Source organism: uncultured Sphingomonas sp., from assembly GCF_964243315.1.
In the GTDB taxonomy this organism is placed as follows: Bacteria; Pseudomonadota; Alphaproteobacteria; order Sphingomonadales; family Sphingomonadaceae; genus Sphingomonas.
On record NZ_CAXTEM010000007.1, the window covers coordinates 93,961 to 100,086 of the forward strand.

Consider the following 6,126-nt stretch of genomic DNA (forward strand, 5'->3'; position numbering starts at 1 on the left):
TGCTCTTGCCCCACCCCTGCGCATAGGGACCGCGGGACAGGCCGGTAGCGGGATGACATGATGAAGCTCAGGATCTTCGTGACGCTGAAACCCGGCGTGCTCGACCCGCAGGGACGTGCGATCCACCACGCACTCGACGGCCTCGGCTTCACCGGGGTCGAGGATGTCCGCGCGGGCAAGCTGATCGAGATGGAGGTTGCCGACGCGACCGACGATGCGACGATCGATGCGATGTGCCGCAAGCTGCTCGCCAACACCGTGATCGAGAACTACCGGATCGAACGCGCGTGAAGACCGCGGTCATCGTCTTTCCCGGCTCGAACTGCGATCGCGATCTCGCCGTCGCGCTTGAGACGGTGACCGGGACCGCACCGACGATGGTGTGGCATGGCGACGCGTCGCTGCCCGACGACATCGCGCTGGTCGCGGTGCCGGGCGGCTTTTCCTATGGCGACTATCTGCGCTCCGGCGCGATCGCGGCACGATCGCCGGTGATGCGGGCGGTGATCGAGCGTGCGGGTGCGGGCTTGCCCGTGCTCGGGGTCTGCAACGGCTTTCAGGTGCTGACCGAAACCGGGCTGCTGCCCGGCGCGCTGATGCGCAATGAGGGCCTCAACTTCGTATGCCGCGATGTCGGCCTGACCGTCGGCGGGGCGTCGCGCTTTACCAATGGGTATGAGCATGGCGAGCGCATCACCGTCCCGGTCGCGCATCACGACGGCAACTACTTCGCCGATGCCGACACGCTCGATCGGCTCGAGGAGGAAGGCCAGGTCGCGTTCCGCTATGCCGAACCCGTCAACGGCTCCGCCCGCGACATCGCCGGGATCGTCAACGCGCAGGGCAACGTGCTCGGCATGATGCCGCACCCGGAACGGCGGATCGAGGCTGCGCATGGCGGCGCCGACGGCCGCCGGCTGTTCGAGGGACTGCTCGCCGCCGTCGGCGCCTGACCAGCCTCAGACCCGCGCCTTGAAGGGCGAGAAGTCGGTGTCCTCGTCGAAGATGTCGACACCCTCGCGCGCCTTTAGGAACGCGACGACCGCATAGGTGACCGGCGTCAGGATCACCTCCCACGCCACCTTCAACACCCACTGCGTGACGAGCACCTGCAACACCTGCGGTCCGGTCCAGCCGACCGCGCCGAAGAAGGCGAGCGGGTAGAAGATCAGGCTGTCCACCCCCTGTCCCACGACCGTCGATCCGATCGTCCGCGCCCAGAGATGCTTGCCCCCGGTCCACAGCTTCATCCGCGCGAGCACATAGGCGTTGACGAACTCCCCAGCCCAGAACGCGCAGATCGACGCGAACACGATCCGCGGCACCTGCCCGAACACCGCCTCGTAAGCCGCCTGCCCTTCCCAACCGGCGTCAGGGGGCAGCGCGACCACGATCGTCGACATCGCGACCATGAACAGCAGCGCCGCGAAGCCCGCCCAGATGCACCGACGCGCGCGCGCATAGCCATAGACTTCGGTGAGTACATCCCCGAGCACATAGCTGACCGGGAAGAACAGGATGCCCGCCCCGAACGGCCACAGCCCGACGAACGGCAGGTCGATCACCGCGCGCTTGCCCGCGCCGATGACGTTCGACAGCAGCAGGATCGTGACGAACGCCGCCATCACGAAGTCGAAGTAGCGAAACTGGCGCGACGCCGCATCGCGCGCCGCGACCGGCTCCCCATCCCCCTGGTTCATGCGAGACGTTATGATGCCGGTTCCCCGCCCGCGCAATCCGCGCTACGCGACGATCGTGCGCGCCCGTAGCTCAGTTGGATAGAGCACGAGCCTTCTAAGCTTGTGGTCGGTGGTTCGAATCCACCCGGGCGCGCCAACGGCCGTCGCTCAACAATGAGAAAAGCCGCCGACCCGAAGGCCGGCGGCTCCCCCTTTGTTACCGTGAAGCGCGATGCTTACGCGGTGACGAACTTCGTGCTGCGACGGCGATAGCGCATCGAAGCGCCCATCATGCCGAAACCGACGAACATCATCGCCCAAGTGGTCGGCTCTGGAACCGCGAACACGACGTTGTCGACTTCAAGCGCGTTCTGGCTCGACTGGAAGCGAATGCCGCCGATCGCCGCATCGGTGCCGCTGCGCGTGAGGGTCACACGGCGGTTGGTGCTTGGATCGGTCTGATCGCCATCCGCAGGGATGATGAAGCTCGACCCAGTGTAGCTCGTGATCACGTTGCCCATCGTGTCGAGCAGACTGACCGTGTTGTAAGCGTCGATCGAGCCGATGAAGAAGCTGACGCTGTTATAGGCGACGCTGCTTTGAAGCGTGCCCAGGCCACCCGCGCGAACTGCCAGATAGGCGGTGTTGTCACTGAACAGCGGCTGCGCATATTGGTTTGCCAAGCTGCCGCTAACGATCCCGGAGCTGCCGTTGTTCGTCAACGTGAACGGCGCAGGCGTCATGCCATTGAAGTTGATGAGCAGACCGGCGGTGGGCGCAAACGACGCCACGCTGCCTGGCGTGGTTGCGATGGTCGCGGCATAAGAGGGGCCCGCCATCCCCACAGCCAACACGGCTGCCATTGCATATTTGTTGATCATGATCTCTTCCCTGACTTTCGAGTTTGGCGCAATGCAACCCTCGGTCGACATTTAGTCGATCCATTAACTAGCTTTTAACCGATCCAGGGGTCGATTGCCACTATTTACGCGGCGTCGCGGAATCTCGAAATGATACGCAAATACAAAGAGAAGTTGCACACGGCGTTGGGAAGTTGGCGTCACAACGGCTGCATGGCAACAGAGGGCTTCGTTCCGAACCCCGGGCCGGGTGGCTAAAAACAACCCGAGGCGCGACCGCTGTGACGACCGAGTCGCAGATAGGCGCTCACCGACGATCCAACGATACGGACCTTTGGAGGTAGCGTCCCGCGCCGCGCTCAGAGCCCGGCTTCGACCGCCAGCCGGATCAGGTCCGCGGTGGTGTTGAGGCCTAGCCTGCCCATCAGGATGGCACGATGCATCTTCACCGTCTTCTCGGACAGGCCGAGTTCGGCCGCGATCTGCTTGTTGAGCAAGCCGCCGGCCACCAGCTTCAGCACCTGACCCTGACGCGGTGACAGCGCCTTGACCATCTCGGCGGCGCGGATCCGGCGCATGCTGCTCGGCGCGGACGCATCGGCATCGATCTCGATCTGCGAGCCGAGGAAGTACAACAGCTTGTCGTCTTCGTCGTACAAGGGCGCGACCAGCACGGCGTTCCGGAACGGCTGGCCGCTGCGCTTGTAGTTGAGGATCTCGACCAGCACGGGCCGATGCTCGCGCACCCCGCGGCGGATCTCTTCCGACAGCCATGGCTCGGTAGCGGGACCCGACAGGAACCGGCAATTGCGCCCGACCACCTCGTCCGCGGGATACCCCGTCAGGTCGCAGAATGGCTGGTTACACGCGATGATCGGGTTGTCGGGCAGACGCGGGTCGCTGATTACCGACGGAACCGGGCTGTCGGTGACGAGCCGCAACAGCCGTCGGCTTGCGGTGGACGCATCCGCCAGGAGAACCATGTAGCCACCGCTCCTTTCGTGGGTTCGGCATAAAGCGTGGCGCGAAGATTTACCACCGGGCGTCCCACGCGCCCCGACGCAATGCGACAAGGCTGGCCCGGCTTCTCGTCGGAAGGCGCTATCCCACCTCAGGCAAGTACCGCGCCCCCACTCGCTGACACGAACCCGGGATCATTCCCACTCGATCGTGCCCGGCGGCTTCGAAGTATAGTCGTAGGTCACACGATTGACCCCCGCGACCTCGTTGACGATCCGCGTCGCCACCCGCGGCAGGAAGTCGCCCGGAAACTGGAAGGCCGCTGCGGTCATCCCGTCGGTCGACGTCACCGCACGCAGCGCCAGCACATAGTCGTAGGTCCGGCCATCGCCCATCACGCCGACCGTCCGGACGGGCAGCAGCACCGCGAACGCCTGCCAGATCGCGTCGTAGAGGCCCGCCGCGCGGATCTCCTCCAGATAGATCGCATCCGCCTTGCGCAGGATGTCGCAACGCTCGCGCGTGACCTCGCCGGGAATGCGGATCGCCAGCCCCGGCCCAGGGAACGGATGCCGGCCGACGAAGATCTCCGGCAGCCCGAGTTCGCGACCCAGCGCGCGGACCTCGTCCTTGAACAGCTCCCGGAGCGGCTCGACCAGCTTCATGTCCATCCGCTCGGGCAGCCCACCGACATTATGGTGACTCTTGATCGTCACGGATGGTCCGCCGGTGAAGCTGACGCTCTCGATCACGTCGGGATACAAGGTGCCCTGCGCGAGGAACTCGGCGCCCCCGATCTTCCGGGCTTCGGTCTCGAACACGTCGATGAACGTCTTGCCGATGAACTTCCGCTTGGCCTCGGGATCGGTGATCCCGGCGAGCCCGTCCATGAACAAGGCCTCGGCGTCGACGTGGATCAGCGGGATGTTGTAATGCCCGCGAAACAGGCTGACGACCTGTTCGCTCTCGCCCGCACGCATCAGGCCGTGGTCGACATAGACGCAGGTGAGCTGCTCGCCGATCGCCTCGTGGATCAGCACCGCCGCCACGGCCGAGTCGACGCCCCCCGACAGGCCGCAGATCACCCTGCCCGTGCCCACCTGCGCGCGAATCTCGGCGATCTTGGTGTCGCGGAACTCCGCCATCGTCCAGTCGCCTGCCAGCCCGCAGACGTGGCGCGCGAAGTTCGCGATCAGCTTGCCGCCATCGGGCGTATGGACCACCTCGGGGTGGAACTGCATCGCGTAGATCCGGCGTTCGTCGTCGGCGATCACCGCATAGGGGGCACCGGGCGAGGCCGCTACCGTGCGAAATCCCGGTGCGAGCTGCGTCACCTTGTCGCCGTGGCTCATCCAGACCTGGTGACGGTCGCCCTCAGCCCACAGGGCGTCGAACAACGAACAACCGTCCGATACCTCGACGAAGGCGCTGCCGAACTCGCCGCTATGCCCCTTCTCGACGATCCCGCCGAGCTGATGGATCAACGCCTGCTGGCCGTAGCAGATGCCGAGCATCGGCAAGCCGCTCGCCAGGATCGCCTCGGGGATGCGCGGGCTGTCCGCATCGACCACCGAGGCGGGGCTCCCCGACAGGATGACGCCCTTGGGCTGCATCCGGTCGAACGCCGCGGCGGCGGACTGGAAGGGCGCGATCTCGCTGTAGACGCCCGCCTCGCGCACCCGCCGTGCGATGAGCTGGGTTACCTGGCTGCCGAAATCGACGATGAGGATGCTGTGGGGGTGCTCCATCGCTGCCGCATAGCCAGATGGACCCGACAACGAAAGAGGCCGCGCCCATCGCTGGGCACGGCCTCTGTTCATTGGCAACGATGTCGCGGCTTATGCGGCCTCGTCATACTCGTTGTCGGTCATCACCGGACCCGAATCCTGGCCCTTTGCCGAGACGTCGCGGTCGACGAATTCGATGACCGCCATCGGCGACGCGTCCGACGCGCGGATGCCCGCCTTGATGACGCGGGTGTAGCCGCCGTTGCGCGAGGCATAACGCTCCGCAAGAACGTCGAACAGCTTCACCAGCTGCGCGTCGTCGAGCAACCGCGCATGCGCAAGACGACGGTTGGACAGGCCGCCCTTCTTCGCCAGCGTGATCAGCTTCTCGACATACGGACGCAGTTCTTTCGCCTTGGCGACGGTCGTGGTGATCTGCTCGTGCTTGATCAGCGCTGCCGCCATGTTGCGGAACAGCGCGATGCGGTGGGCCGAGGTCCGCTGTAGCTTACGGCCGCCTACGCGATGGCGCATGGGTATTTCCTTCGTTCGTTAAGGGGCCGTGTTACGGAACCCCAGACCTGGTGGGGGCGCTGCCCACCAATAATGCGCCAACCAGTTCCCCGGCGTAGGCCGGGGCCCAGTCCTAAGCAGATTACGCCGCGGCAAAGCCGCGCCGAATACGTCGAACGGGCCAAGGCCCGCCGGCCGTGGTGATCGCCGAGGTGGCGAATAGCTTCCGCTATTCGCCTGCGATCACCCCATGATTTCCTGCTCGAGCTTCTTCGCCATCTCTTCGATATTCTCGGGCGGCCAGCCAGGGATTTCCATGCCCAGCCGCAGCCCCATCGACGACAGCACTTCCTTGATCTCGTTCAAGGACTTGCGGCCGAAGTTCGG

7 protein-coding genes, 1 tRNA gene and 1 pseudogene are annotated in these 6,126 nt (G+C 65.2%); 3 read left to right on the forward strand and 6 right to left on the reverse strand.

Going from position 1 to position 6,126, the window contains the following annotated elements; translation table 11 throughout:
• Positions 1–60: 60 nt before the first annotated feature.
• Together purS and purQ are read left to right on the forward strand one after the other, a co-directional pair.
• Positions 61–291, forward strand: coding sequence for a phosphoribosylformylglycinamidine synthase subunit PurS (gene purS, locus ACFE77_RS04165; protein ID WP_375420367.1), 231 nt, complete (start codon positions 61–63; stop codon positions 289–291).
• Complete coding sequence (gene purQ / locus ACFE77_RS04170; protein ID WP_375420368.1) at positions 288–953, forward strand: phosphoribosylformylglycinamidine synthase subunit PurQ; 666 nt, start codon at positions 288–290, stop codon at positions 951–953. Before purS ends, purQ begins: the two co-directional genes overlap by 4 nt.
• Positions 954–959: 6 nt before the next feature.
• On the opposite strand, the gene ACFE77_RS04175 is transcribed toward purQ, so the two are convergent.
• Positions 960–1,700, reverse strand: coding sequence for a queuosine precursor transporter (locus ACFE77_RS04175; RefSeq protein ID WP_375420369.1), 741 nt, complete (start codon positions 1,698–1,700; stop codon positions 960–962).
• Positions 1,701–1,759: 59 nt separating this feature from the next.
• Between ACFE77_RS04175 and ACFE77_RS04180 the strand changes: the two genes are divergently transcribed.
• A tRNA-Arg gene (locus ACFE77_RS04180) sits at positions 1,760–1,836 on the forward strand.
• 79 nt (positions 1,837–1,915) lie between these two features.
• Here the strand turns inward: ACFE77_RS04180 and ACFE77_RS04185 are convergent.
• The 5 genes and pseudogenes from ACFE77_RS04185 to ACFE77_RS04205 all read right to left on the reverse strand — a co-directional run.
• Positions 1,916–2,560, reverse strand: a complete 645-nt coding sequence (locus tag ACFE77_RS04185; RefSeq protein WP_375420370.1) for a PEPxxWA-CTERM sorting domain-containing protein — start codon at positions 2,558–2,560, stop codon at positions 1,916–1,918.
• Positions 2,561–2,898: 338 nt separating this feature from the next.
• On the reverse strand, positions 2,899–3,522 hold the full coding sequence (locus ACFE77_RS04190) for a LuxR C-terminal-related transcriptional regulator (RefSeq protein ID WP_375420371.1): 624 nt from the start codon (positions 3,520–3,522) through the stop codon (positions 2,899–2,901).
• Positions 3,523–3,693: 171 nt separating this feature from the next.
• A complete protein-coding gene (guaA, locus tag ACFE77_RS04195; protein WP_375420372.1) occupies positions 3,694–5,247 on the reverse strand; it encodes a glutamine-hydrolyzing GMP synthase in 1,554 nt (517 codons plus the stop codon).
• Positions 5,248–5,337: 90 nt separating this feature from the next.
• Positions 5,338–5,760, reverse strand: coding sequence for a 50S ribosomal protein L17 (gene rplQ, locus ACFE77_RS04200; RefSeq protein WP_375420373.1), 423 nt, complete (start codon positions 5,758–5,760; stop codon positions 5,338–5,340).
• Between the two features lie 222 nt (positions 5,761–5,982).
• Positions 5,983–6,126: pseudogene (locus tag ACFE77_RS04205) on the reverse strand (DNA-directed RNA polymerase subunit alpha); the annotation flags it as partial.

Excerpts from the sequence above, each read along its gene's own strand:
- ACFE77_RS04190 (WP_375420371.1), bottom strand. The coding sequence starts at position 3,522 with ATGGTTCTCCTGGCGGATGCGTCCACCGCAAGCCGACGGCTGTTGCGG.
- guaA (WP_375420372.1), bottom strand. The coding sequence starts at position 5,247 with ATGGAGCACCCCCACAGCATCCTCATCGTCGATTTCGGCAGCCAGGTA.
- rplQ (WP_375420373.1), bottom strand. The coding sequence starts at position 5,760 with ATGCGCCATCGCGTAGGCGGCCGTAAGCTACAGCGGACCTCGGCCCAC.
- ACFE77_RS04175 (WP_375420369.1), bottom strand. The coding sequence starts at position 1,700 with ATGAACCAGGGGGATGGGGAGCCGGTCGCGGCGCGCGATGCGGCGTCG.
- ACFE77_RS04185 (WP_375420370.1), bottom strand. The coding sequence starts at position 2,560 with ATGATCAACAAATATGCAATGGCAGCCGTGTTGGCTGTGGGGATGGCG.
- purS (WP_375420367.1), top strand. The coding sequence starts at position 61 with ATGAAGCTCAGGATCTTCGTGACGCTGAAACCCGGCGTGCTCGACCCG.